Below are 25868 nucleotides of genomic sequence, written 5' to 3'. Positions count from 1 at the left end.
ACCAAGGGAGAGAATAGACATGAGCAAAGGATTTCCGAAGAACTTTTTATGGGGAGGCGCCATTGCCGCCAATCAGGCGGAAGGCGCTTGGAACGTGGATGGGAAAGGTCCGTCCGTAGCTGACATAGCCATGTACAGACCCCATTTAAATGTCGAGGATTACGAAGCGCACCAGGTCGTTACCACCGAAATGATCGAACGGGCGATGCAGGATCCGGACGTCAAAAAATATCCGAAACGCAGAGGGATCGATTTTTATCATCGGTATAAGGAGGATTTGGCCCTGTTTGCCGAAATGGGCTTCAAGGCGCTGCGCGTTTCGATCGCCTGGAGCCGGATTTTTCCGACCGGTGAAGAGAGCGAGCCCAATGAATTGGGGCTGAAGTTTTATGACGGTTTGTTCACCGAAATGAAACGGCTCGGCATCGAACCGATCGTCACGCTTTCCCACTATGAAATGCCCCTTGCTTTAAGCGTCAAATACAACGGCTGGGTGGAAAGAAAGGTCATTGATTATTTCGTGAAATTCAGCAATGTCTGCTTCTCGCGTTATAAGGACCTGGTGAAATATTGGCTGACCTTCAACGAAATCGACAGCATCATCCGCCATCCTTTCACGACCGCGGGCATTGTCCCGGAGCGTTGTCCGGAGGGCAAGGTGGAGGAAACCATTTATCAGGCGCTGCATCACCAGTTTGTTGCCTCGGCGCTGGTGACGGCGGATTGCCACCGCATCATTCCGGGCAGCCAGGTAGGCTGCATGCTGACGATGCTGACGACCTATCCGAATACTTGCCACCCCAAAGATGTGGAAATTACGCTGATGAGGAATCTGCACACTTATTTTTACGCGGATGTGCAGGTATTTGGAGAATACCCGCCCCTGATCGAAACCATGCTCGAGCAGAAAAATATTCATCTGCAAATGGAACCGGGGGATAAGGAGATTTTGCGGAAGCACACGGTCGATTTTGTTTCGTTCAGCTACTATATGTCATTAACCGAGTCCGCCAAAGAAGGACTTGAGCGGACGTCCGGCAATACGATCACAGGGGTGAAAAATCCTTATTTGCCCGTAACGGATTGGGGATGGCAGATCGACCCGGTGGGCCTGAAAATTTCCTTGATCGAGTTGTACGACCGCTACAGAAAACCGCTGCTCATTGTGGAAAACGGCATGGGCGCCGTGGACCGGGTGGAAAGCGACGGTTCTATCCACGATGACTACCGGATCAATTATTTTAGGGAACACTTTAAACAAATGAAGGAAGCGGTGGAAGCCGGCGTTGACCTGTTTGGTTACACAAGCTGGGGACCGATTGATATCATCAGCGCTTCCACGTCCCAGATGTCCAAAAGATACGGCTTTATTTACGTCGATCAGGATGACGAAGGAAACGGCACGTTGCAGCGCAGACGCAAGGATTCTTTTTACTGGTATAAAAAAGTGATTGAAAGCAATGGCGAAGATTTGGATTAGTTCCCCATCTTTCGATTAGGGAGGTGACCCGTGTGATCAAAATCAAAAAAGTGTTGAATTCCAGCGTAGTTTTGGTGGAGGATGAGCAGAACAAGGAGTACATTATGTTTGGCAAAGGCATCGGCTACGGTCAAAAAGCGGGCAATACCGTCGAGGAGCACCAAGCCGACCAAATCTTCATGCCCATCGAAAATGTCAAAGTCAAAGAGTATCTTGGCGTATTGGACGCCATTCCTCCGGTATACGTGGAACTGACCGGGCAGATTGTGGCTTACGCGGAAAAGAAGCTGCAAACCAAGCTCAACACGGGGATCTATTTTACCCTTATGGACCATTTGCATTTTGCGGTGGAACGGTTGTCTAAAAATATCGCGATTGCCAACAAAGTGTTTTGGGAGATTAAAAATTACTATGCCGAGGAATTTGCGATCGGCCTGTTCTCCTTAGAGCTGATCAAAGAAAAGCTGCACGTCGATATGCCCAAGGAGGAAGCGGCCAACATCGCTTTTCATTTGATCAATGCCCAAAGCGGGGAGAAGGAATCCAAGGACGGCATGAAGATGGCCAAAATGATCGGCAGCATCGTCAACCTGGTGAGATATTCGATGAATATTGATATGGATACGGAAAACGTTCATTATACCCGTTTTGTAACCCATGTGAAGTTTTTTGTGGAGCGGTTTTACACGGATAAGATGCTGGAGAATACGGACAACATCCTGTTTGAGCAAATCGCCAGCCTGTATCCGCAGGCGATGGACGGGGCGTTCAAGATCAAAGAATATATTCACCAGGTGTACGGAAAAACCATTCCAAACGAGGAGCTCACCTATCTGGCCGTGCATATTCACAGGCTGATCTCCTATAACCAGTTGGCTTAAATTAGACGGAGGAACTTTAACATTGAAAGCGGGCAATATCATTATTTCGTTCATTGGGTGTTTTATTATGGGGTTAGGCGTAAACGCAGGATATGTTCCCGCTCACTTATTCAGTACAGGATTCCCGGGAATCGGGATTCTCACGCTCTATACTTTAAATTGGAGTCCGGGGATCGTCGTGTTTGCTCTTAATATTCCTTTGCTATTGCTGGCTTGGAGACGGATTGGCCGCTCTTTCGTGATCCAGACCGTGCTTGTTGCAGGGGCTTTGTCCGCCTTCCTTGACCTGCTCGATCCGATCCGAAATTGGGTCCACCCTCCTCTATGGTTAGGCATTCTGATTGGCGGGGCATGCTTGGGATTAGGGTCGGGAATCGTTTTTAGCCAAGGGTTGACCAGCGGTGGGGTTGGCCTGTTAGGGCGATTAATTCAGCTTCATTTTCCTAATCTTAAGATGGGCACGATTCATATTGCCTTTGATTTTGTTGTACTTATACTTGGCGCTATCATCATGGATATCAAGACGGCATTTTTCACATTTCTGGCATCCCTCATTATGGGACGTACGATGGACTTTACAAAATCAAAACTATTCGGAGCCCGTCGTGGGGCCGGGCTAACGGACTGAAAAAACTTATTGGAAATCTAACGGTTGTAGCAGCGGCTATTTGCCGTAAAAAGGCCTTTTCTAAATTTTAACGGTTGTGAGCGCCGTTATTTGCCTGAATCTTGGCCAAAATAGCAGGATTTCAGTGAAATAAGCGTCATAGCAACCGTTACAATTTGAAATCAACGTTCTTGGAACAAATAGCGCTTGTGGCAACCATTAGAATATTTGTGTGGCTAGAAAATGTTCCCGGTCCCTTGGCGAGCCCCGGATTGAAGTCCCCCGTTTCCATCATGGCCTGCCGTCAAGCGCCGATTTTTAGATTGAGCCCGAAAATAGTGGGTGAAAAGTTAGAAACAAGCCTGGTCCGCATGGGGACTGGGCTTTTTCATATTGGATCAACTGGAAATCCGGAAAATATCCATGAATATCATTGGAAATTTTTCTGGAATATTGCTAATGGGTAAGGTGAAATTTACCGATTTACATAATAATTGGGGGTTACTTGAGGAAGTTCATGAAAAATAAATGGCTTGCATATGGCGGAATTACTATAGTTACCGTAATTCTATTACTTATCACTTATTTAATTTTTATACGAATACACTATCAAAAGTTGTTAGAACAATCGCGGCACGAAGCCGATAAAAAACCAAAAGACGGAGTAACTCCTGAGGTCGAAGGAAAAGCAGCTTGTGTTTTATTTTAATAAAGTGAATGAACTCATTTTGGCAAATCAAGAACTTAAAACGAAAAAGGGGCTGTTTCAATCGCCGCGATCAAACGGCAGGTAATGGATAGGATCATAACTGTGTGATGAATGTCACGGCAAATAGACATTTAAATTTTAAATAATAATCCTATCGGCTAAGCCATGAATGACAATTGTAGGGGGCATGAGATCGTGACAATCCATCGTGGACCCGTGGAGCAGGATTATGTGATTGAACGTGTTCGAGAACTGTTTCAGTGCAGGGTTTTATGGAGTGAAGGGCGCCCATGTCTGGAGTATGACAGCAAGGAAGAGTTGGGCAAAATCTCTGAATACGTAAAAGCTAATTTTAATACAGAGCTTCTGGATGTATTTTTTACAGCCGTTGAAAGCCTGCCAGTAGACTAAAACAACTCGGATGTTTATAAGCGACCTTAATCGGTCGCTTTTTTTGCTTACTTGTATTATACGGACCAACTTTTATGCGAAAATTGTGGAAATTATATGAAAAAGAACTATTACGTATCACAATTTAACATAAATCGCCGATAGAATCTATATATAGATGAAAGAGTAATAAAATGTAAAAATCGAGGACAGGACGGACCGAAAGCGCTGCCTTTCTTCGTATAAGTAAGTAACCTGTAGAATTATGTCCGGCTTCAGAGAAAGGTGGTGACATGGCTAGAAGTTGTATTCGATGATGCAGAACATCAAGGGAGGGAAAATTAGTGGATTGGAGTAAGGTGACGCTGTACCAAAACGATAAGCTCGTTTGGGGTCAGGAGCCTTAAAGCCTGACGAAGCGGGGCCTGTAGGGGTGTCGCTCTTTTCAAATTGAAGGGAGGAAAACGGGATGAAGGTAAGAAATAGTAACAGTAATATTTTGTTCAAACGTTCCAAATGGCTGCCTGCCGTTATGGCATGCGCGGTTACATTAAGTGTTGCACTGCCGGCTCAAACTACAGTACACGCTCAAACGGCAAAAACCGTTTCCATCCAAGTCGATACGTCGAAGGATCGGAATCCTATCAGTCCTTATATATACGGTACGAATCAGGATTTGGCGGGGGATGAAAATCTGGCGGCCAGACGGCTTGGCGGCAATCGGCTGACCGGCTACAACTGGGAAAACAATATGTCCAACGCGGGAAGCGATTGGCAGCAATCCAGCGATAACTATTTATGCACCAATGGCGGTCTGACGGATGCCGAATGCGGCGAGCCCGGAGCGGTGGTAACTTCGTTTCATGATCAATCGCTGCAGCTTGGCGCCTATTCTTTAGTCACGCTGCCGCTGGCCGGATATGTGGCCAAGGATGGAAAAGGAAGCGTGCAGGAAAGCGAAAAGGCCCCTTCCGCTCGGTGGGATCAGGTCGTAAACGCCAAGAATGCGCCGTTTGAGCTGCAGCCCGACCTGAGCGACAATCGGGTTTATGTGGATGAGTTCGTTAACTTTTTGGTGGATAAGTATGGCGATTCCTCAACAAAGACGGGTGTAAAAGGATATTCGCTGGACAATGAGCCGGCTCTCTGGTCGCATACGCATCCGCGCATTCATGGTGAACCGGTCGGAGCGAAAGAGTTGGTGGATCGGGCGGTAAGTCTATCCAAAGCCGTCAAAGCGGTTGACCCCGGGGCGGAAATTTTTGGCCCGGTTCTTTACGGTTTTGCGGCCTATATGAATCTTCAATCCGCACCTGACTGGAACTCCGTAAAAGGCAGCTACAGCTGGTTCGTGGACTATTACCTGGATCAAATGCGCCTTAGTTCGGAAGCCGAGGGCAAAAGATTGCTGGATGTTTTTGATGTGCACTGGTATCCCGAAGCAATGGGCGGAGGCATCCGAATTACGAGTGAGGTTGGCAACGACGAAACGAAGAAAGCCAGAATGCAGGCGCCTCGTACTTTATGGGATCCGACCTACAAGGAAGATAGCTGGATCGCTCAATGGAACAGCGACTACTTGCCTTTGCTGCCTCGATTGAAGCAGTCGATAGACAAGTATTACCCGGGAACCAAGCTGTCATTGACCGAGTATAGCTACGGCGGCGAAAACGATATTTCCGGCGGGATCGCTATGGCCGACGTGCTGGGCATCTTTGGCAAAAACGGCGTTTACATGGCAGACTACTGGAAGTTAAAGGATGGTGCCAACAACTACGTTAGCGCCGCTTATAAGCTTTACCGCAATTATGACGGAAATCGCTCTACTTTCGGCGATATCAGCGTTAAAGCGCAGACGTCGGATATTGAAAATAGTTCGGTGCATGCTTCCGTAACGGATGAAACCGATAATGAACTGCACCTCGTAGTCATGAATAAAAGCATGGACAGCGCTCTCAACGCCGAATTCAATCTTTCCGGCGGGACGACTTATGGTTCCGGTAAAGTTTGGGGCTTCGACCAAACCAGCTCGCAAATTAAAGAAGCGGCACCGATCACGCAAATTTCCGGCAACCGCTTTACCTATACGGTACCGCCTTTGACGGCTTATCACATCGTGTTGACTGCCGGCAGTGATAATCCCGAGCCGCCTAAGGAGGCTCCCGGAAGCTTTACGCTGAAAGCTGAAGCGGGCGACGGGAAAGTCGCTTTGTCCTGGGATACTTCCAGCAGAGCTGTGGGTTACAGCGTACAGCGGGCAACAGCTGCTGATGGTCCGTTCACTACTGTAGCATTCAATTTGGCCGCAACATCTTATACGGATACCAGTGTAACGAACGGTACTTCTTACTATTACAAAGTCACCGCAAGCAACAGCGCGGGAACGACCGATTCCAATGTCGTGAGTGCGGTTCCGCAGGTGCCTAAAGACGGCCCGGTCCGCTATGAAGCCGAAGACGGCACGCTGAGCGGGGGAACCACGGTGTCATCCAGCGGGTCCGGTTTCTCCGGCACCGGTTACGTAACGAATTTCCACAATCCAGGAGATTCGCTGACGATGACGATCCAGGCTCCAGAGGCAGGTTTGTACGATCTTACCATCGGCTACCGTTCTCCTTATGATGACAAACGCACGAATTTCTCCTTAAACGGCAAAGCGTCCGGCGAGCTGGTGCTTTGGACATCGGGTGATTTTACCGAAACTTCCGGAGGGAAGGTTCTGCTCAATAAAGGGGCGAATACGATCGGTTTCGAAACGGGCTGGGGCTGGTACGATATCGATTACGTCAAGCTGAAGCCTGCTGCCGACCGTCCGCCGCATGCAGTGACCAAAACGCTCACCAATCCGAAGGCGACGGTAGAAGCGAGAGCATTGATGAACTACCTGGTAGATCAATACGGCGAGAATATCCTTTCCGGTCAAGAGGATATAGCCGAAATTGATTGGCTGCAAGCCAATGTAGGCAAAAAACCGGCGATCGCGGCGCTCGACCTGATCGACTATTCACCAAGCAGAGCGGAACGTGGCGCCAGCTCCACCGAGATTGAAAAAGCGATTGAGTGGGATAAGCAAGGGGGCATTGTTTCCTTTGCATGGCACTGGAACGCGCCGAAAGATTTGATCGATGAGCCGGGAAAAGAATGGTGGAGAGGGTTCTATACCGATTCGACCACATTCGATGTGGAATATGCGATGAACCATCCGGAGTCCGAAGATTATAAATTGCTTGTTCGCGACATCGATGTGATTGCGGAACAGTTGAAGAAGCTGCAGGATGCGAAAGTGCCTGTCCTGTTCCGTCCTTTGCACGAAGCGGAAGGCAAGTGGTTCTGGTGGGGCGCTAAAGGTCCTGAACCCGCCAAACAATTGTATATTTTGATGTACGACCGTTTGACGAATGTGCACAAATTGAACAATCTGATCTGGGTCTGGAATTCCGTTTCTCCCGCTTGGTATCCGGGGGACGAGTATGTGGATATTTTGAGTTATGACTCTTACCCGCAAGCTGGCGACTACAGTCCGCAAATTGCCAAATACGAAGACCTTGTAACCTTGGGCAAAGACAAAAAGCTGGTTGCCATGAGCGAAAACGGCGCTATTCCGGATCCTGATCTGATGAAGGCGTATCAAGCCCATTGGAGCTGGTTCGCTACATGGTATGGGGATTTCCTGCGAGACGGTAAACACAATAGTCTTGAGCATCTGCAAAAAGTGTACAATCATCCGAATGTCATTACAATGGACAAGCTCCCGCCCAACTTAAAAACGTACGGCATTTCCGATCAACCGTCCGTACCGGGCAGCTTTACGCTGAGCGCGGCGGGCGAAAAGGGGAAAGTTACGCTGAACTGGACAGCATCGGCGAATGCGGCAAGCTATGAAGTGAAGCGTTCGGCGGCTGCGGACGGCACGTTCGCGACAGTAACCGATGCAGTATACGATACCAGCTACACGGATACGGACGTAACGGCAGGCACGACGTACTACTATCAAGTCGTAGCGAAGAACGATGCGGGCCAAACGGTTTCGAATACGGCCAATGCCACGCCGAAAGCGGATGACCAGCAGCCGGGGGCGGGACTGGTGCTCCAGTATCGTACACCGGATACAAATGTGAACGACAATCACTTTAAGCCGCATTTCCAAATTTTAAACAAAGGCACGTCCGCTGTACCGCTCAGCGAGTTGACCATTCGCTACTACTACACAATCGACGGCGACCGTACGCAGGTATTCAACTGCGACTACGCGGCGCTGGGCTGCTTGAACCTGAACGGCAAGCTGGTCAAAATGGATGAAGCCGTACCCGGCGCCGATTATTATTTGGAAGTCAGCTTCAACTCGGATGCAGGCGTGTTGGCGCCTGGAGGCAGCACGGGCGAAATTCAAACCCGCATTAATAAAACGGACTGGTCGAACTACAACGAAAGTGACGATTACTCGTATAAGGGCACGCAAACTTCATATGCCGATCATACGAAAGTGACGTTGTATCATAATGGCGTGCTTGTTTGGGGAACCGAACCGGCAGCCAATTAAGACAAGCGTCCGATATAAGGCACATGTGAATCAACCGCTGATTTGCCAAGAGAAATTATAAAGTGGAAAGTGATTGCCAGATGAACAAATTATCCGAAGAATGTTTGCCGCAGATTCGCGGTGGCGATGAGCAGGCAAGGTCGGCTCTGATTGGTCAATATCGGCCCTTTATTTTGAAGGTTGTTAAACACGTCTGCAAACGTCAAGTTGGATGGAATGATGATGAGGCAAGCATAGGTTTGATCGCTTTTAATGAAGCTGTCGACCGATACCGTACGGAGTATGGCAAAACATTTAATAATTTCGCTTTTCTTATGATTCGCAGACGATTGATCGATGATTTCCGGAAAAAAATTAAAATTTCCCAGAACGAAGCCGATTGGAAGGAAATGCTGTACATTGCCGATAGTGTGGGTTCGCTGGATGCCTTTGAAAGGCAGGAGCGAGCTGCGGCGCTGGCTGAGGAATTGCTCAGCTACGACGAAAAGCTCCAGGAATTCGGTATCTGTCTCCGGGAACTGGAAGAGATCGTGCCAAGCCACCGGGATACCCGGCAAATGTTGGTGCGGATCGCCCGCCATTTTTGCAGCAACCGGGAATGGCTGAACGATCTTTTGCACAAAAAGAAGCTTCCCTTGAAGGCCATGACCAAAGAGATCAATGTCAGCAAAAAAACGCTGGAACGTAATCGGAAATATCTGATATCGCTAATTCTGATTTTCGGCTGCGAGGATTTTACAAGAATCCGCGAAAGCATCTCTTTTACAAGGATGGAGGAAAATACGCGGCACGTAGAGCAGTTGTAGCGGCAATAAAGAAGGCGGGCATTTTGATGAAGAGTTACCGACAGTAAAGGGTCGGTAACTCTTTGTTTTGTTTACGGAAGAACCACAAGCGCCATCGGCTGAGCGGGTTCTTGGCGGCCTTGGATATATTGTTCTTCGCCCATATCGTTTCTTCTGGACGATGGCACAGGAATTTCTGGGTGTATGGCATAGAGTAACCATGAGAATGTGAACAGAAGGGGAAGGAGGTTTTCCATGAAGATACCGGTCAAAGGGGTTGTGATTTCATCCACAGATTCGGATGGAAGCCATTCGCATAAGCTGTATATTACATCGTGGGGAGGAAGACCGGTTCACTCGCACGAATTTAAGGGGATCACTTCGTTTGATGTAGGGCATCGTCATGCCTACGCGGGACTGACGGCCCCGGCCCCGAGCGGGGTACAGCATACCCACCGTTACCATACGGTTACGTCATTCGACGACGGGCATTCCCACGTGATTGCAGGTGTCACCGGCCCGGCCATTCCCGTTCCCGGCGGCGGCCATATCCATCATTTTGAAGGGGTGACGACGGTCAACGGAGCTACGCCGCATACCCATTATTATCGCGGGAATACGGGGAACGAAGTTGTCGGCGATTAAAAGGCCTGCTGGAATCATTAAATAAGCAGTAACGCGCGCTTTGCAAAGAAAAAGAGGAACGCCTACTCCTTAAGGAGCGGTACGTTCCTCTTTACTTTTTTTGGACTTCCGCAATCCTTTGATCTCCTATTTTTCCCCGTCCCACTCAGCGTAAAACTGCTCCAGATATTCCAGCATAAACTGATGCCTTTGTTCGGCCAAGGCCCTCCCATACGCGGTGTTCATCAAATCCTTCAGTTTCAACAGCTTTTCGTAAAAGTGATTGATCGCGGTATCCTGCCCATTTCTATATTCGCTTTCGGTCATGGTTTCTCTGGGCTTCACCTCGGGATCGTACATCACTCTCCCCTTGGCCCCGGAATAGGTGAAAACGCGCGCGATGCCGATCGCCCCGATCGCATCCAACCGGTCCGCGTCCTGCACCACTTGGCCTTCCAGGGTTTTCATGGGCGATGAATTCCCTCCCTTAAAAGACATCGTCGAAATGATCTCCATCACGTGCCCGGTATCTTGGGGATCGACACCATGCTCGTCTAACCAAGTTCTTACTCTTCGAAGACCGTGCTCTTCACTCGGATTCAGTTTGGCATCGGCCAGATCGTGGAGAAGCGCGGCCAGCTGGCAAATGTACAGGTCGGCGCCCTCCTGCAAAGCGATAGTCCTGGCTAGCCGGGTAACCCTCTGAATATGCCCCCAGTCATGACCGGTGCTTTCATTTTCCAGTTCGTTTCTTACATCGGTTTCGGCCTGGGCGATGATCAGTTCCTTGTTATTTTGCTTCATTATACTCCATATACTCCTTTTTTAAATGGCAAACGGAGAGAAAATTCCGGTCCCGATAGTTTTCAGTTTAAGTATACAGTAAACCTGGGGGAGCCGCAGGATGGCACGGCAGTTTCTGATTTTAATTTAGATGTTGAAGATCCGTTTGCCGTAGCGTTGCAGATTACGAGCGCTTGGCAAAAATACATCCGATAAAACGCCGGTGATTTCGAGGCAGTGGCCGTGGGGGTGCGAATGAACTTACGGTGACGGTAGTTTTCGGCTTTTAAGAGCCGAGACAGCATGGGGAGCATAGCTCAACCTTATAGTCCTTGCTTACCAGTCAAGTCGAAAGCCGATCGTGGCCAAGAAACGCGGAAGGGTGTTGAAAGCTTGAGGATAGGGAAGTGGGGCGGGACGACAGATCAACACTTGCTGTACGGAGACTTTACACGATTATCCCGTTTGATCAGGTAGCAGAGAGAAAGACAAGCTCGAGAGAAAAAATATTTGGTGGGAAAGCAGATAGGCTAGAGATAATTTAGACGGGCTTAGGAGAAGGAATCAGGTTTAGGGGAGGTGAAACAGACCGGTCAAGAGATCAAGACAGGAGATCAAGGACCCATTTAAGTTGATCTGCATCAAACTCCCCCTACCGTTCAAGCATCACGATCAGGCTGCAGCCGCAAGGGACTGGTTCGGTTGGCGCGCGATCAGCCGGCGGTAAGGGATCGCCGGAATCGCCACACACATGCGCAGTAACTTCTGCCGCATCGTTTCTTCCGCTCCGGGCCGTCCTTCTTGCAGGCGCAGCCGGCGGCGTACGGTGTACTCGTTCAGGTACGCCTGCAGATGCTTCAGTCCCAAGGCTCCATACGTACTCTTCAGCGATTCCCACGCCTCTCTCACCACTTTCCGCAAGGGCGCATACAGCCGAAAGGCCTGAGGGAACGACTGTACCGCCGATGTACGGACATCCACATGCCCGTTGATGAACGCAGCGAGTTCGTGACGGTTTGCCCTTTTTTCACCTCCCCGCTTATGCGGCACCAGGCGGATTTTGACCTGCTCCGGCTCGCCCGACTCCGTGACCGTGCAGCCGGCTACGACCGCCGAGGCATACGGATGCGAAAGCTGACACCGGGACGGATTACGTCCATACTGATCGCTGTTCACCTTCACGTCTCCGGAGAGCAGTTCCCGGGCATCGAACTCCCCCACGGCATGACGTATTTTGTGCAGCATCGACCAGGCGGTCTTGTAGGTGACCCGGATCACCTGGCGCAGCCGCAGCGCCGAGATGCCGCCCTCCAGCAGGAATAAATCCAGGGCCTCGAACCACTTGAGCAAGGGCAGATGCGTTCCTTCAAAAATCGTGCCGACCAAAGGCGATGTTTGATGCTTGCACTTTCCGCACTCGAACAAAGGGATATGCCGGGAGGTCAGGCGGCTGCACCGGGTGTGAGCGCAGCGCGGGCAGACGAAGCCGTTTGGCCACTTCATCGCGATCAGCGCTTCCATGCAGTCCTGCTCGCTGTTAAAACGGCTGCTGAATGATTGAAGTTCCGTTCCCGCATTGATCTCCATGTTTACTCGCCCCCAAATTAACAATATACGAACATTAGTTCCATTTATTTCATTATACCAAACACACGTTCTCTAATCAAGCCGAAAATCTCACCTGAACAGCCTCATTTTTTCCCCGCTCTTTTTCTTCTCTCTTTTTTGGAACCCTTGCTCTAGCCCCCATCCCCTGCTCCATGAACGAAAGGGATAATCGTGCAAAGGCAATCAGCAGGCAGGGACACCAAGACACGAACGCTTTAGACAGCCCTTTTGGACAGCCCCCTCACCTGGCGTCGATTTGTGACACTCCTCGAGACGGCCGCGGTGCAAAAGGTAGATACACTAACCTCGCCGAATCGTGACGCGTCTAAGTCGTTGACGCTTCCTCACCGAAGTAGCCCAAAAACCCGGGAAGACACTTGTCCGCCTCAGATTTAGCGTCAACTCCGGCAATGGATTGCTGCTTTACCCAGCTACATCAAAGCTTGTCTGCGCCGATTTTTTGCTGCGAAAGTTGAGTTATAACTCAACTTTCGGTGCGGCCAGAACCCAAATTGGCTAAAACGCTGATGGTGTACAGAAGGAGTAGGAATAAAATCTTGGCCTGGACAAAACAGCGAACCACCGCTTCCTATTTTATTTCCTTGGTCGGATAGTGGGCAAAAGCGCATTTGACCGGCTTGGCGCTATGGGGCACCAGATCCGTTATTTGGGGAAAAATGGAGGTTTGCAAAATGCAACGGACACATGTGGCTCTATTTTCCCCGAATCGGCCCGGTTGAGCTAATTTAGAGCAAAATAACGTAAAATGAGTCCGTTGCTATGAAGCAGCGTCAAACGGATGGACGTAAACTACGGATTAGAAAGGGCCGAAGCGGGTTTGTACGGCAAAGGAACGCACCAACGGCGAGGTTTTTCTTTCTCAGAGAAACACTTCTTTTGGATGTAAATGGAATCGGTATGCTATGAATGGAATGCTGATGGCATAATGCGACAGAGAACGACGGATTTACGCCAATTTAACAATAAAATTTGTGTCAAAACATAGGTTTCTCTGTTGAAAATAGTTTATAATCTAGTAATAAGGCACTATCTGGAAGGGGGTGAAAAGCGTGTCAATTTCTCTTGTTAAAGGCCAGAAAGTTGACTTGACCAAAAACAATGCAGGATTGTCCAAAATCATCGTAGGCTTGGGCTGGGATCCGGCGGAAACCGAAACCCGCGGATTTTTCGGGAGAAAAAAGAAAGGGACAGCCAATATCGACTGCGATGCTTCGGCGCTTTTGTTAAACTCCGGCGGAAAGCTGGATAAGAAAGAAAATATAGTATGTTTTTATAATTTGAAGAGCCCGTGCGGTTCCGTGCAACATACGGGCGATAATTTAACGGGCGAAGGGGATGGCGACGATGAGCAGATCATCGTTGACCTTGGCAAAGTCCCCGCTAATGTCGAAAGAATCCTGATGGTAGTTAACATCTATCAATGCGAAGCCCGCGGCCAGGATTTCGGGATGATCAAATCCGCGTTCATCCGGGTCGTTAATCCGGTAAACAACCAGGAATTGATCCGGTTTAATTTGACGGACAGCTACGCAGGGATGACGGCGCTGCTCGTAGGCGAAATCTATCGTCATGATGGCGAGTGGAAATTCAACGCTCTCGGCGAGGGGGCGCATGCCGCACATATTAATGATTTGGCAAGCCGTTATATTTAATGACTATTATTTAACAAGGGAGTTGCTAATCTATGTCTATCAGTTTGGAAAAAGGCCAAAAAATCGATCTTACGAAAACAAATCCCGGGCTCACTAAGGTCATCGTGGGGCTCGGTTGGGATACAAACAAATATGACGGCGGACAGGATTTTGACTTGGACGCTTCGGCATTCTGCCTGAACGCTTCCGGCAAAGCGGCGAGCGAGAAGGATTTCATTTTCTACAATAACACGCAAAACAGCAATGGCTCTGTTGTACATACCGGTGACAACCGTACTGGTGAAGGGGAAGGGGACGACGAGCAGCTGAAGGTGGATCTGGCGGCCGTGCCTGCGGAAGTCGAAAAAATCTCTTTCTGTATCACCATTTATGACGCGGCGGCGCGCAGTCAGAACTTCGGACAGGTTTCCAACGCCTTTGTGCGGATTGTTAACGAAGCTACGAACGAAGAACTGATCCGTTACGATCTCGGCGAGGATTTCTCCGTTGAAACGGCGATCGTTGTCGGCGAATTATACCGCAATAACGGCGAATGGAAGTTTAACGCGGTAGGCAGCGGCTATAAGGACGGCTTGGCCGGACTTGTGCGCGACTTTGGCCTTTCCTAATACACCCCTGGAATACTCTACCGGCCGTCTTAAGACAGGCGGCCCTTTTTCTTACCATAAACGAAGGAGCGATCAAGATGGCGGTTAATCTATCCAAGGGTCAAAAGGTTGACCTGACGAAATCGAATCCGGGTTTGGCGAAAATCATTGTCGGTCTTGGCTGGGATACGAACAAGTACGACGGCGGCAAAGAATTCGATCTGGACGCCTCCGCTTTCTGCCTCAATGAAACGGGCAAAGTCAATTCGGATGCCGACTTTATGTTCTATAACAACCCTGCCAACGGCAACAACTCTATCGTACTCTCGGGCGACAACCGGACGGGCGAAGGTGCGGGCGACGACGAAACGATTAAGATCGACCTGGCTAACGTACCTGCCGATATCAGCAAAATTGCCTTCTGCATTACGATTCACGAAGCTCAAGAAAGAAATCAGAACTTCGGCCAAGTCGCAAACTCTTATGTGCGTGTTGTGAATGAAGCTACCGGCGAGGAACTGATCCGTTACGACCTCGGTGAAGATTATTCCGTAGAAACCGCCGTGGTGGTAGGCGAACTGTACCGTCATGGCGGCGAATGGAAGTTCAGTGCGGTCGGCAGCGGCTTCAAAGACGGTCTGGCCGGACTTTGCAGAGATTTTGGAATCAACGTTTAACCGATCAAGGGAGGGAACGGAATGACCATCAGCCTGTCAAAAGGCCAGCGTATTGATTTGACGAAAACGAACCCAGGACTAAAAAAAGCGCTCATCGGTTTAGGATGGGATATCAATAAATACAGCTCCGGACAAGATTATGACCTGGACGCCTCCGCGTTTCTGCTTCATGCGGACGGCAAGGCAAAGGGGATCGAGGATTTTGTGTTCTACAACAATCCCAAAACTCCAAACGGCTCTGTCATACATACCGGAGATAACCGGACAGGAGAGGGCGAGGGGGATGATGAACAGATTATCATCGATTTCTCACTGATCCCTCCGCATATTCATCGTGTCGGTATTTCCGTAACCATCCATGACGCAGTGGCGCGCAATCAAAATTTTGGACATATTTCCAACGCTTTCGTTCGGGTTGTAGACGCGGAGACCGATCGAGAGATCGCCCGTTACGATCTTGGCGAAGACTTCTCTCTGGAAACCGCGGTTGTGGTTTGCGAGCTGTATCGTCACGGAGAAGAGTGGAAGTTCCAGGCCATAGGCTCCGGCTTCAACGGGGGCCTTGCGGCTTTATGCAGAAACTACGGTTTGGATGCACAATAACAGCTTCCTTTATCTTCATATATGAAAGGTTGGTAAATTCGTGACGATCTCCTTGATTAAAGGCCAAAAGGCAGACCTGACGAAAAATAACCCGAATCTGAATAATATCATCGTGGGGATGGGCTGGCGTAATGCCAACAGTTCCTTAGAGGTGGACTTTTCAGCTTTTTTATTGGCGCAGAACGCGAAAGTAACGAAAGATGAAGATTTGATCTTCTACGGGAATCCCACCGGCCCCAATCAGTCGATCTCCGTGCTGTCGAATAACAAGCAAGCCTATTCCGGAGTGGCCGATCAAGCGCAGTTAGCCGTGTCGCTTAGGAACGTGCCGCTGCACTACGATCGAATTTCTTTTGCACTAACCATCTACGACGGGGAAAAAAGAGGACAAAACTTCTCCCAGCTTGATGATACCTACATTCGTATCGTCGATCCGGCGAACGGACTCGAAATTATCCGTTATAACATCGGAAAATCCTTCACCGTGGAAACGGCAATCATCGTGGGAGAATTGTACAGATACAACGGCGAGTGGAAATTTAACGCCATAGGCTCCGGCTATTCGGGAGGATTGGCCGCTCTGTGCGGCAGCTTCGGCATTGAGGTGAAAGAATCGCCCTCAGCCCAGCCGTCGCCTGCGCCAACGCCGTCGCCTGCGCCAACGCCGTCGCCTGCGCCAACGCCAGCGCCGGCACCGGCAACACCGCCTCCCGCTCCGGCGCCCGGACCGTCTCCGTCTCCGGCCAAGCCGCTTTCTTTGTCTAAAATTGAGCTGAAGAAACGCGGCGACGTCATCAACCTGGAGAAGAAATCGGGAGATCTCGGCGAAATCCTGGTTAACTTGAACTGGAACCAAAGGAAGCAAAAAGGGTTCTTCGGGAGCAAAGGCGTCGATCTCGACCTGGGTTGTTTATTTGAGTTGAAAGATGGGAGAAAAAGCGTAATTCAAGCGCTTGGCGAAAGCTTCGGCTCCCTCAATCGTCTCCCGTACATCGCTCTCGACGGGGATGATCGAACCGGCAACGTCGCAACCGGCGAAAACCTGAGAATCAACGGCCGCTACGTCTCTGAGATCGAAAAAGTGCTGGTTTTCGCTTACATTTACGAAGGCGTAACCAATTGGTCGGAAGCCGACGGTGTCGTAACGATCAAGCAGCAGGACGGGCCCGACATTGTCGTGCGCTTGGACGAGCATAACAACCGCAAAGGCATGTGCGCCATCGCCATGATCCGCAATGTGAACAACCAGACCTTCAGCATTGAAAGAATCGTCGAATATTTCTCGGGTCATTTGGAACTCGACCGCGCCTTTAATTGGGGACTGCGATGGACGGAAGGCTCTAAATAATATTTTGGGGGAATTTTAGGTAATGTCCGAATTCATCAATAGTTTTATAGACAATTTTATGTCATTTTTTGACTGGAACAACTTGGCTTCTCTATTGTCCGATCCGGTAACCTGGGGCATTATCGCTTCCCTGGTTCTCCTTGAGGGCCTGCTGTCCGCCGACAATGCGCTTGTTCTGGCAGTCCTTGTTAAGCACTTGCCCAAAGAGCAGCAAAGAAAGGCCTTGTTCTATGGTATTATCGGGGCCTACATTTTCCGCTTTCTGGCGATTGGCGTAGGTACGTTCCTCGTCAAAATTACATGGGTTAAAATCTTGGGCGGTTTGTACCTCTTATGGATCGCCTTCAGCAATCTGTTCGATTTGGAAGTGAAGTGGATTCGCGCGGGCAAAGTGCCGGTTATTCCTTACATCGGCAAGAAAAACGACGAAGAGGATGAAATCGAAGGCAAAGCTTACGGATTCTGGCGTACGGTTCTTACCGTAGAGTTAATGGACATTGCCTTCAGCGTGGATTCCGTAATTGCCGCGTTTGGCGTAAGCGATCAGGTATGGGTTCTCTTCCTCGGCGGTATTCTCGGCGTGCTTATGATGCGGGGAGTGGCGCAGGTATTCCTGAAACTTATCGACCGGTTCCCTGAGCTTGAACGGGCGGCATTCATTCTGATCATTATTATCGGCGCCAAAATGCTGGCCGCCGTGTTCGGATTCCATATGAGCCACTTTATGTTCTTTGGTCTTTTGATCGCCGTATTGGCGGGTACGATCATCATCAGTTCCATTCGCAAGAAATCGAAATCGGAAGAATCGAAACCTCAGTCCATGTAAACACACAAGATGAATCCCTTATCGAATTAGGGCCGTATAACATATATCCCTCCTTAAATTATAGGGGGGGATATTTTTTACTCATGCGAAAATTCATAGATTTGAATCTATTTCCCGATAGTAGATGATTTGGTTACTGAAGGAGGGGAACGGAATGCACTACTTCAGCTATTTAAAAAGCGAGCAGGACGCCGAGATTTTTTATCTGAAACCCCAGCCGTTTACGAATAAATCAAGCCGGGAGGTCCTAGCCCACGCCGTTGGGGCCGCTCTTTATATGCCCGCCATACGACCGAGGATAGCGGATGAACTGGTTTCCGGGAAAATCCGCGGACTGGTCACGGCGATTATCGACCTGGAAGACGCGGTAGGCGATGCTCAGGTCGAAGCGGCCGAGAAAAATCTTTGCCAGCAATTGAACCGCATCTTCCAATTAAAGCAGCAAGAGCAAATCACGGACGAAGAGATTCCTTTAATTTTCGTCCGGGTTCGTACTCCGGCACAAATGAAGCGAATTATCGCCCTGCTGGAGAATTCCATCGAAGTGATCTCGGGATTTGCCCTGCCCAAGTTTTCTTTGGAGAACGGACAGCAGTTTCTTGAATTGATCGAGGAATACAACCGTACCAAACGTTCGCAGGCCCCCATGCTTTATGGGATGCCGATTCTGGAAACCGCCGATGTCATTTACCGGGAGTCGCGCTTGGATACGCTGCTGGGGATTCGGCGTCTGCTTGACGGCCATAAAGACCACGTTTTGAACGTTCGGATTGGCGCGACCGATTTCTCAAGCCTGTTTGGCCTGCGGAGAAATCCGGATATGACGATTTACGATATCGGCGTGATCCGCGACTGTATCGCCGATATCATCAACGTCTTTGGACGGGCTGCAAACCCGTATGTGATTTCGGGGCCGGTGTGGGAGTATTTTAAGAGCAATCGCGTGCTTAAGCCGCTGCTCAGGCAGACTCCTTTTGAGGAGGCGGCCGGCAGGCACGGACGGCTCCTGCGCATGGACTATATCAACGGTTATGTCGACGGGCTGATCCGGGAAACGGAACTGGACAAAGAGAACGGAATCCTGGGAAAAACCATCATTCATCCTTCCCATATTCATCCGGTCCAGTCCATGTATGTAGTGACCCATGAAGAGTACATGGATGCAACGTCTATTGTTGCGAACAGCAACGGCATCGCGGGCGTGCTTAAGAGCCAATACGAAAACAAAATGAATGAAATCAAGCCGCATTTAACTTGGGCGAAACGCATTATTTTACGATCTCAAATCTATGGGGTGTTACGTGAAAACCAAAGCTATACTTCACTGCTCGTCGGAACCAAAGACATTGAACAGGCGCTTATATAAGATTTTGGAAGATTTGGAAGTCGAGATCGAAATTCTGGACAATCCGTTTCAGCTGCCGCTGGAAGCTCTGTTTCAGATGGCGGCGCGGATCAATAAGAAACGAAGCTTTCTGTTTGTCAGCAAAGTGCTGGGCAAACACATTCCGGTGGTGCCCGAAGTTTCGCTGCTTAGCGGGGCGGCATTGGCTTACCTGTACCAGAAACACTGCGGTGGAGAAATCATCGGCGACATAGCGGAAATTGTGCGGGGGATCGTGAATCCGCAGGAAGCGGCGGCCATCTATAGACGGGTCAAAGCGAATTTACTGCCGATCCCGGAGCCCGCTTTGTTTATCGGGTTTGCGGAAACCGCAACCGCGCTGGGGCACAGCATGTACGATGCCTTTACCGGCCCGGCCAAATATATTCACACGACCCGGGACGCCCTGGTCGAATCGGGGCCGGCGCTGACCTTTGAAGAAGAGCATTCTCACGCCACCGCGCATCGTTGCTACCCGTCCGAGGTTGATTTTTTCCGCGGGGACGAGCCAGTAGTTCTTGTGGATGACGAAATAACGACAGGCAAAACCGCTATCAACATCATCAGAGACCTTCACCAAAAGCATCCGCGAAGCCGTTATGTCTTAGCCAGTCTGTTGGATTGGAGGTCGGACGAGGATATCGCCCGCTTTAAGGAAACGGAAGCCGAGCTTAAGGTCACGATCGACTGTCTATCGCTGGTCCGGGGGCAGATCAAAGTCGGAGGCACTGCGCCAGGCCTGGAGCGCCGCGGCGAAAGCGCGATGTCCAAGCCTTCCAAGGAGCCGCAAATCTACCATTACGAGGCCGGGCGATTTTTCAGTCATGTTCCGTTCTCGTCGGTGAATTCCGCGGGGGAAGTAAACACTAAACCTTACCTTGCGTTTACGGGCCGCTTTGGCCTCAAGGGTACGGACAATGAAAAGCTGGATCAAATGATCTCCCAAACGGCGGCGTTATTAAAAAGCAAAAGAGCGGGCGGCAAAACGCTGTGCATGGGAACGGGAGAGTTTATGTACATACCCATGAGGATCGCCGCGGAGATGGGGGCCGGCGTTTATTACCAATCAAGCACGCGAAGCCCAATCCATCCGTTCAACGGGGCCTCTTACGGTATTAAAAACGCGTATTCTTTTGATTGCCCCGATGACGCGGAGATCGGTTATTTCTTCTATAACATTAGCGAAGGACAGTACGATGAAATCTTCGTATTTGTCGAGCGTTCGCATCAAGCCGGCCTGGAATCATACGCAAATGCTTTGAAATCAACAGGGGTGCCTGCACTCCATTTTGTACACTTTAACTAGAATGGGAGGCGTTAGACATGACTCTTTTTAATAAAACCGTTGCCTCGCCCGTTCCGCTCGGAAGCTATAGCCGGGAAGACGTCGTTTTCTTGCTGAAGGATCTTAGCGCGATCGCGTTGGAGAAAGGAACCGAAGATCGTGAGGGGGCGATCCAGTCGGGAACGCATTATTCGGAAATGCTGCCTGTGGAATATCAGCCTTCCCCCGAGTACATTCAGCTGTTTCACGATACATTAACCACGACCGCGCGCAAAGTAGCATTGGCCGTTGCCGTAACGTCCGAGCTGATCGTCAAGAAGAGAGGGTTTAACACGGTCCTGGCTTCGCTGGCCAGGGCGGGCACCCCCATCGGCATTCTCATCAAGCGTTATATTAAAATGCTGTACAATCAAGAGCTGCCTCATTACAGTATTTCGATCATCCGGGGCCGCGGGATAGACGAAAATGCCGTGCTTTACATGCTGCAAAATCACCCGGGGCTGGACATCCAGTTCGTGGACGGGTGGACGGGAAAAGGGGCCATTCGCAAAGAGCTTATTGCGGCTTGCGAGAGCTTTCGTTTGAAATACGGAGTCGCTTTAAGCGATGATCTCGCCGTCTTGGCAGACCCGGGCTGCTGCTCCAGTACCTTCGGCACCCGCGAGGATTTCCTGATCCCCAGCGCCTGCTTGAATTCCACGGTGTCCGGGCTGATGAGCAGAACGGTGCTGAGGCAGGATCTTATCGGGCCAGACGATTTCCACGGAGCCAAATTTTATAGAGAATGGCTGCCTAATGATTTATCGAATTATTTTGTCGATCAGATCTCTTCCCGCTTCGATGAAGTGTCGGAAGAAGCGCGCGGCCAAGCGGCGGCGATTCTGTCCGAAAATGCCGGCCGGTTGGAGACCTGGAAAGGGATGAGCGATATCCGGAGAATCCAGCTTGACTTCGGTATTGACGACGTTAATCTGGTCAAACCGGGGGTGGGGGAAACCACGCGTGTGCTGCTGCGCAGAATTCCCTGGAAAATTCTCGTGGACCGGTTGGATAATCCGAGCCTGCAGCATATTTTGCTGCTCGCGGGGGAACGGGGCGTTCCGGTGGAAACTTACGATGATCTCACTTATTCCTGCTGCGGCATTATTAAACCTCTGAAGGCGGGTGAATAAGCGTGATTTTTGCCAGCGATCTGGATCGGACCCTGATCTACTCCCAAAGGGCACTGGGACTGCCGCAAGACCCGGCGCAGCATCTCCCGGTTGAACTGTACAACGGCGAATACATCTCGTATATGTCGAAAAAGACATCGTCCCTGTTGCGGGAGTTGCAGCAATTCGCCGCCTTTGTCCCGGTCACTACGCGTACCGTTGAACAATACAAGCGGATATTTCATATCGCCTCCCATATGAAACCTAAATACGCAATCACGAGCAATGGGGGAAACATCCTGATCGACGGCGAGCCCGATCCCGCTTGGGCGCTTAGGATTCGGCGGCTCCAGGACGACTATTTGAACCATGACGAGCTGCTGCGGCGTTTTCGCGAGATCGCTTCCCCCGATTGGGTTCTGCGGGAATATTTGGCGGATGGCTTGTTTTATACCGTCATTATTGACCGGGAGAAAATCCCTGCGGAATGGGTCCGCTCGTTCGGCAAAGAGATCGTATCTTTGGGCTGGAGCCTTTCCATCCAAGGGAGAAAGCTGTATTTAATCCCCGCGGAAATCAATAAAGGCAGCGCCATGTTATATGTGAAAGAAAGGTTATCCTCGGCGTTTGCGGCGGCTTCGGGCGACTCCCTGCTGGATGAAAGTCTGCTGAAGGCCGCGGATTACGCTCTGGCCCCGGCTCATGGGGAGCTTTATGCCGCGTACGCAGGGTCGGGGAACTACCATTTTACTCAAGAATCGGGAATAGCGGCTTCGGAGGAAATTTTGCAATCGGTTCTTGAAGTATTTCGAAAGAAGGAATCTACCCGTGAATATATGGTTTAATCGGACATTCTCCGCCGCAAGCCATTATGTTGAAATGATCCGCCACAATCCGGACAGCAAACCGTTCCGAATATTCGCTACGCACCCCTCCCGCCACTCCATCATGCTTCAGGCGGCCGACGATGCCGAACTGGAACCGGACGTGCCCGTTCACGAGTATGCGGCTTACTGTTTGGATTTCTGCGAAAGACATAAAATTGACATTTTCATTCCCCATTATCGCCTGGCCGAAGTTGCCAAACATAGGGATGACTTTGATAGAATAGGGACAAAGGTCATGCTGGCCGGCTCCGCCGAAATGTTGTCCATCGTGGATGACAAGGGGCGGCTGTTCGAGTTTTTAAGCGGCGTGCCTGGTCTTCAACTTCCCGATTATGAGGTCGTAACCACATTGGAACAATTTGAAAAGGCATACAAGCGGCTTAAGGACAAAGGCTGCAAGGTTTGCCTTAAGCCGGTCTCCGGAGAGGGGGGAGCCGGGTTCAGAATCGTCACGGACGAGCTTGCCACGCTTCAAAGTTTATATGAGTGGGCCGGGGCTGCCATTCATATAGAAGAAGCGGTCAGGCTGCTGGGGAGCGAACCCGGCTTTCCGCCTCTGATGGTCATGGAGTATTTGGAGGGCAGCGAATACAGCGTGGATTGCCTGGGATCTGCGGAAGGGATCGTTGCCGCCGTACCCAGGAAGAAGGTGGAGGGCCGGCTGCGCCTGCTGGAACAAAACGAAACGTTAATACGTATGGCCCACGAGATTCACCGCGTGTTGCCGCTTCAGTACAATTTCAACATTCAATTTATCTATCAAGGGGATGTGCCCAAGCTGCTGGAAATTAACCCGCGCACCTCGGGAGGGTTATATACGACTTGCTTATCGGGGATTAACTTCCCTTATCTGGCCGTTAAATTGCTGCTGGGAGAAGATTTTGAGACACCGTCTCCTGAATTCGGCATTTACGCCACCCATCTTGAGAAAGAATACGTCATCAAGCGCTTGTTCTAAAGTTCACCAAGAATTGACACGATATGAGCCCAAGACTTAAGATACAGTTATTATCAGGTAGGGAAGGAGGAACCGGTTCATGACTCGTTATAAACTTGCGGGCGGAATTTCGCTGCTTGGATTCATTGCATCTCTGTTTACGGCCCAGTTTTTACCGGAGCTTGTGAATTTGCTGATCCCCACACTGTTCTCTCTCGCCGCTATCGCTTTACTAAGCCGGTTATCAAGACCAAAGACGCAAGGGCCGGAAACCCAGCTCAACGAGCAGGTGAATCATAACGGAGCATCCGGAGCATCCGGCACATCAAGCACATCCGGAACGCCCGGCGCGCCGGGTTCAGCTCAGGAGCAGGCTCGTTCGGCTGCGGAGAATGCTCCGGAGATCGAGAAAGACGCTTTCTGGGGACCGATTATCGAGTACATTCAAGTCACGGAAGAGATGGTTATTTCGGAAGGACAGAAGAACAACCTCGACGATGAAATTGTCGAAAAGACGCTCAGTTTGCTGGCCAGAGTCAATCGGCTGATTCCGCAGCTCAAGACGCTGCATGACGGGAATATCAATCACAATATTCAAAGGCTTATTTTCAAAGATTTAAATGGAGTGATCAATCCGTTCTTGAACTTAAGCGGGGAGGCCAAACGCCAGAACAGAAGGCTCCTGCTTAACGGGATCAAGGATATCAACACCAAGCTGTCATCTTATGTAGAAACGATTGAACATAGAGACCTTATCGAACTGCAAACCCGGGTGGATCTGATTCAGCAGCGGTACCGGTCCAACTAATAAGAGGAGGGGCATTTCTCATGTCTACAGTAGAAAGGGTTCAATTAAAAGAGGCCGATCTTGCGAAAGTGGAACAGGAAGCGAACCAACTGATCCAGAAGGTGGCCACCACCGATTCGATGGAGCTCGAAACGCTCATGGACAACATCGGCCGGATGGGGCAAAAAACGATGGAGCAGGCCAGCCAATCCCTGGGGATGCTGCAGCGGCCCATCAATGAGCTGATGTCGGGGCAACGGTCCGAAGTTTCCAACAACATTCTCAAGCTCCGGTCGGAAATCGACTCGCTCAGCAAGAGCAAGCAGGTTGGCTTTTTTGATAAACTGCTTAAGAAAACGCCGCTGAAAAACTACATATATAAATATCAATCGGTTAAGACCAATGTGGATGCCATCGTCCAGTCCTTGAGAAACGGGAAAGAGACGCTGGAAGAGAATATCGTATACATGAAAAATCTGAAACGCTCGTCGCTGGAGTCGGTATATAACCTGCAAATGCGGATCGCGATGGGCCATAAACTGAAAGAGCTGTTCGAGCGGGAAATCGCCAAACCGGAAAACGAAAACCGCAAAACCCACCTGGAGCGGGGGCTGCGGAAAGTGGTCACGCGGATTCAATCGTTTGAAGAAATGGTGATGCTCTATCAGCAGGCGATCGCCGGTACGGATATTATTAACGATAATAATGACAAGCTGATTGATTCCGTGGAAGCCACGATCGACAAGACGCAGCATCTCCTTTCCGTATCCGCCATGATTACGATGGCGCTGCAGGACCAGCTGGATACGATCGAGGCCGTGAATTCGGCGAACTCGACGCTGCAGACGATGTTCGAGGAGAACTCCCGCATGCTGAAGGAAACCACGCAGAAAACCAACGATCTGCTCGGAAAACCTGGTCTGCAGATGGAATCGATCGACCGGGCCATGACGGATCTCTTTACCGCCATCGACTTGTACGAGCAATCGAACCGTACGATCATTCAGACGGCTACAGAGCAAACGAAACACTTAAGCGACATCAACAGCAAGCTGCATAACCGTCTCGGGTTAATGCCCGGAAACAACGCCGGCGGCGAGTTGAAAACGAACGACCCGCTGAACACCAGCTTATTGGATTAATATCATTGATAGTACAAGGGATGTGTCCTTTCCGCGGATGCGTCCCTTTTTTCCCTCTTTTCATAGCATTTCATGTCATATCCGAACGCTGAAGTTCATATGTATGGAAGAAAAAATAGAGGGGCTTAAATATGATAGGAGCATGGATTTGCGGTATTCTTGTGGCAACCTTGA

At 50.1% G+C, this 25868-nt stretch carries 23 protein-coding genes; 21 read left to right on the top strand and 2 right to left on the bottom strand.

The window, feature by feature from the left end:
- The first annotated feature begins 19 nt into the window (after positions 1–19).
- From NYE74_RS01805 to NYE74_RS01770, 8 genes are all read left to right on the top strand, one after another.
- Entirely contained in the window at positions 20–1480 is a 1461-nt protein-coding gene (locus tag NYE74_RS01805) for a glycoside hydrolase family 1 protein (RefSeq protein WP_036627023.1), read from the top strand.
- 32 nt (positions 1481–1512) lie between these two features.
- The gene (locus NYE74_RS01800; protein WP_036627020.1) at positions 1513–2361 is read left to right on the top strand and encodes a PRD domain-containing protein; all 849 of its coding nucleotides are present in this window, start codon (positions 1513–1515) and stop codon (positions 2359–2361) included.
- A gap of 22 nt (positions 2362–2383) precedes the next feature.
- On the top strand, positions 2384–2989 hold the full coding sequence (locus tag NYE74_RS01795) for a YitT family protein (RefSeq protein WP_341004564.1): 606 nt from the start codon (positions 2384–2386) through the stop codon (positions 2987–2989).
- Between the two features lie 496 nt (positions 2990–3485).
- On the top strand, positions 3486–3677 hold the full coding sequence (locus tag NYE74_RS01790; protein WP_341004563.1) for a hypothetical protein: 192 nt from the start codon (positions 3486–3488) through the stop codon (positions 3675–3677).
- A 195-nt stretch (positions 3678–3872) separates the two neighbouring features.
- Positions 3873–4088 (top strand): hypothetical protein, encoded by a 216-nt coding sequence (locus tag NYE74_RS01785; protein WP_316561361.1) that lies wholly within the window; start codon positions 3873–3875, stop codon positions 4086–4088.
- 448 nt (positions 4089–4536) lie between these two features.
- On the top strand, positions 4537–8607 hold the full coding sequence (locus NYE74_RS01780; protein ID WP_341004562.1) for a glycosyl hydrolase: 4071 nt from the start codon (positions 4537–4539) through the stop codon (positions 8605–8607).
- Positions 8608–8687: 80 nt separating this feature from the next.
- Positions 8688–9413 (top strand): RNA polymerase sigma-I factor, encoded by a 726-nt coding sequence (sigI, locus tag NYE74_RS01775; protein ID WP_124333628.1) that lies wholly within the window; start codon positions 8688–8690, stop codon positions 9411–9413.
- Positions 9414–9647: 234 nt separating this feature from the next.
- On the top strand, positions 9648–10037 hold the full coding sequence (locus NYE74_RS01770; RefSeq protein ID WP_124333627.1) for a YmaF family protein: 390 nt from the start codon (positions 9648–9650) through the stop codon (positions 10035–10037).
- Between the two features lie 126 nt (positions 10038–10163).
- On the opposite strand, the gene NYE74_RS01765 is transcribed toward NYE74_RS01770, so the two are convergent.
- Entirely contained in the window at positions 10164–10820 is a 657-nt protein-coding gene (locus NYE74_RS01765; protein WP_316561754.1) for an HD domain-containing protein, read from the bottom strand.
- A gap of 651 nt (positions 10821–11471) precedes the next feature.
- Complete coding sequence (locus NYE74_RS01760) at positions 11472–12386, bottom strand: IS1595 family transposase (protein ID WP_341004561.1); 915 nt, start codon at positions 12384–12386, stop codon at positions 11472–11474.
- Positions 12387–13477: 1091 nt separating this feature from the next.
- Between NYE74_RS01760 and NYE74_RS01755 the strand changes: the two genes are divergently transcribed.
- The 13 genes from NYE74_RS01755 (at position 13478) to NYE74_RS01695 (ending at position 25694) form a co-directional block, all read left to right on the top strand.
- Positions 13478–14080, top strand: a complete 603-nt coding sequence (locus NYE74_RS01755; protein ID WP_124333624.1) for a TerD family protein — start codon at positions 13478–13480, stop codon at positions 14078–14080.
- A gap of 32 nt (positions 14081–14112) precedes the next feature.
- Positions 14113–14688 (top strand): TerD family protein, encoded by a 576-nt coding sequence (locus NYE74_RS01750; RefSeq protein WP_124333623.1) that lies wholly within the window; start codon positions 14113–14115, stop codon positions 14686–14688.
- 77 nt (positions 14689–14765) lie between these two features.
- Positions 14766–15344: a TerD family protein gene (locus NYE74_RS01745; protein WP_124333622.1), complete on the top strand. Its 579-nt coding sequence runs from the start codon at positions 14766–14768 to the stop codon at positions 15342–15344.
- 21 nt (positions 15345–15365) lie between these two features.
- Positions 15366–15947, top strand: a complete 582-nt coding sequence (locus tag NYE74_RS01740; RefSeq protein WP_124333621.1) for a TerD family protein — start codon at positions 15366–15368, stop codon at positions 15945–15947.
- A gap of 40 nt (positions 15948–15987) precedes the next feature.
- Complete coding sequence (locus NYE74_RS01735) at positions 15988–17295, top strand: TerD family protein (RefSeq protein ID WP_341004560.1); 1308 nt, start codon at positions 15988–15990, stop codon at positions 17293–17295.
- Positions 17296–17317: 22 nt separating this feature from the next.
- Positions 17318–18121 (top strand): TerC family protein, encoded by an 804-nt coding sequence (locus tag NYE74_RS01730; RefSeq protein ID WP_124333619.1) that lies wholly within the window; start codon positions 17318–17320, stop codon positions 18119–18121.
- A gap of 154 nt (positions 18122–18275) precedes the next feature.
- Positions 18276–19487 (top strand): HpcH/HpaI aldolase/citrate lyase family protein, encoded by a 1212-nt coding sequence (locus tag NYE74_RS01725; RefSeq protein WP_124333618.1) that lies wholly within the window; start codon positions 18276–18278, stop codon positions 19485–19487.
- Positions 19488–19491: 4 nt separating this feature from the next.
- Positions 19492–20811 carry a phosphoribosyltransferase family protein gene (locus NYE74_RS01720; RefSeq protein ID WP_341004559.1) on the top strand — a complete coding sequence of 440 codons (1320 nt, stop codon included), beginning with the start codon at positions 19492–19494 and terminating at the stop codon, positions 20809–20811.
- A 17-nt stretch (positions 20812–20828) separates the two neighbouring features.
- Positions 20829–21962 carry a cysteine protease StiP family protein gene (locus tag NYE74_RS01715; RefSeq protein ID WP_124333616.1) on the top strand — a complete coding sequence of 378 codons (1134 nt, stop codon included), beginning with the start codon at positions 20829–20831 and terminating at the stop codon, positions 21960–21962.
- A 2-nt stretch (positions 21963–21964) separates the two neighbouring features.
- Positions 21965–22786, top strand: a complete 822-nt coding sequence (locus NYE74_RS01710) for a hypothetical protein (protein WP_124333615.1) — start codon at positions 21965–21967, stop codon at positions 22784–22786.
- Positions 22770–23786 carry an ATP-grasp domain-containing protein gene (locus tag NYE74_RS01705; protein ID WP_227872976.1) on the top strand — a complete coding sequence of 339 codons (1017 nt, stop codon included), beginning with the start codon at positions 22770–22772 and terminating at the stop codon, positions 23784–23786. The genes NYE74_RS01710 and NYE74_RS01705 overlap by 17 nt, the downstream gene beginning before the upstream one ends.
- 79 nt (positions 23787–23865) lie before the next feature.
- Positions 23866–24573 carry a hypothetical protein gene (locus NYE74_RS01700; RefSeq protein WP_124333613.1) on the top strand — a complete coding sequence of 236 codons (708 nt, stop codon included), beginning with the start codon at positions 23866–23868 and terminating at the stop codon, positions 24571–24573.
- 20 nt (positions 24574–24593) lie between these two features.
- Positions 24594–25694 (top strand): toxic anion resistance protein, encoded by a 1101-nt coding sequence (locus NYE74_RS01695; protein ID WP_124333612.1) that lies wholly within the window; start codon positions 24594–24596, stop codon positions 25692–25694.
- The last annotated feature ends 174 nt before the right edge of the window (positions 25695–25868 follow it).

Source organism: Paenibacillus sp. FSL P4-0127, from assembly GCF_038007325.1.
In the GTDB taxonomy this organism is placed as follows: Bacteria; Bacillota; Bacilli; order Paenibacillales; family Paenibacillaceae; genus Fontibacillus; species Fontibacillus macerans.
Note: the sequence above shows the minus strand (reverse complement) of the source record. Positions and strands in the feature narration are given on the sequence as shown.

Excerpts from the sequence above, each read along its gene's own strand:
- NYE74_RS01695 (WP_124333612.1), top strand. The coding sequence starts at position 24,594 with ATGTCTACAGTAGAAAGGGTTCAATTAAAAGAGGCCGATCTTGCGAAA.
- NYE74_RS01765 (WP_316561754.1), bottom strand. The coding sequence starts at position 10,820 with ATGAAGCAAAATAACAAGGAACTGATCATCGCCCAGGCCGAAACCGAT.
- NYE74_RS01760 (WP_341004561.1), bottom strand. The coding sequence starts at position 12,386 with ATGGAGATCAATGCGGGAACGGAACTTCAATCATTCAGCAGCCGTTTT.
- NYE74_RS01715 (WP_124333616.1), top strand. The coding sequence starts at position 20,829 with ATGACTCTTTTTAATAAAACCGTTGCCTCGCCCGTTCCGCTCGGAAGC.
- NYE74_RS01745 (WP_124333622.1), top strand. The coding sequence starts at position 14,766 with ATGGCGGTTAATCTATCCAAGGGTCAAAAGGTTGACCTGACGAAATCG.
- NYE74_RS01805 (WP_036627023.1), top strand. The coding sequence starts at position 20 with ATGAGCAAAGGATTTCCGAAGAACTTTTTATGGGGAGGCGCCATTGCC.
- NYE74_RS01750 (WP_124333623.1), top strand. The coding sequence starts at position 14,113 with ATGTCTATCAGTTTGGAAAAAGGCCAAAAAATCGATCTTACGAAAACA.
- sigI (WP_124333628.1), top strand. The coding sequence starts at position 8,688 with ATGAACAAATTATCCGAAGAATGTTTGCCGCAGATTCGCGGTGGCGAT.
- NYE74_RS01700 (WP_124333613.1), top strand. The coding sequence starts at position 23,866 with ATGACTCGTTATAAACTTGCGGGCGGAATTTCGCTGCTTGGATTCATT.
- NYE74_RS01780 (WP_341004562.1), top strand. The coding sequence starts at position 4,537 with ATGAAGGTAAGAAATAGTAACAGTAATATTTTGTTCAAACGTTCCAAA.
- NYE74_RS01790 (WP_341004563.1), top strand. The coding sequence starts at position 3,486 with ATGAAAAATAAATGGCTTGCATATGGCGGAATTACTATAGTTACCGTA.
- NYE74_RS01770 (WP_124333627.1), top strand. The coding sequence starts at position 9,648 with ATGAAGATACCGGTCAAAGGGGTTGTGATTTCATCCACAGATTCGGAT.
- NYE74_RS01730 (WP_124333619.1), top strand. The coding sequence starts at position 17,318 with ATGTCCGAATTCATCAATAGTTTTATAGACAATTTTATGTCATTTTTT.
- NYE74_RS01725 (WP_124333618.1), top strand. The coding sequence starts at position 18,276 with ATGCACTACTTCAGCTATTTAAAAAGCGAGCAGGACGCCGAGATTTTT.
- NYE74_RS01740 (WP_124333621.1), top strand. The coding sequence starts at position 15,366 with ATGACCATCAGCCTGTCAAAAGGCCAGCGTATTGATTTGACGAAAACG.